Consider the following 285-nt stretch of genomic DNA (forward strand, 5'->3'; position numbering starts at 1 on the left):
GTGTTACTTTGTTTTCAAGATTTCCTTCAGCTAAAGCTACAAAGTGCCCAACTGTTCCTGGCGTTTTTTTGTACTCTAAAGCAACTAGAATCTCTCCTTTTGTTGTGTTAAATTTTGCGTATAATACGTCTTGCATGATTGTTATTTTTAAGAAAGTGCAAATATACGGAAGTAAGGTTGTAGATAATAAGCTTGTGGTTTATTTTTTCGCTTTCGCGGAAAGAGAACATCGCCAACACTTTATATCGTTAAAACTATGTTCCTTTTTATGTTTTTAGAGAATGA

At 33.3% G+C, this 285-nt stretch carries 1 pseudogene; it reads right to left on the reverse strand.

Going from position 1 to position 285, the window contains the following annotated elements:
* A pseudogene (locus tag V6246_RS18380) lies at positions 1-136 on the reverse strand (peptidylprolyl isomerase); the annotation flags it as partial.
* Positions 137-285 lie beyond the last annotated feature (149 nt).

Source organism: Algibacter sp. TI.3.09, from assembly GCF_038154905.1.
GTDB lineage: Bacteria > Bacteroidota > Bacteroidia > Flavobacteriales > Flavobacteriaceae > Algibacter.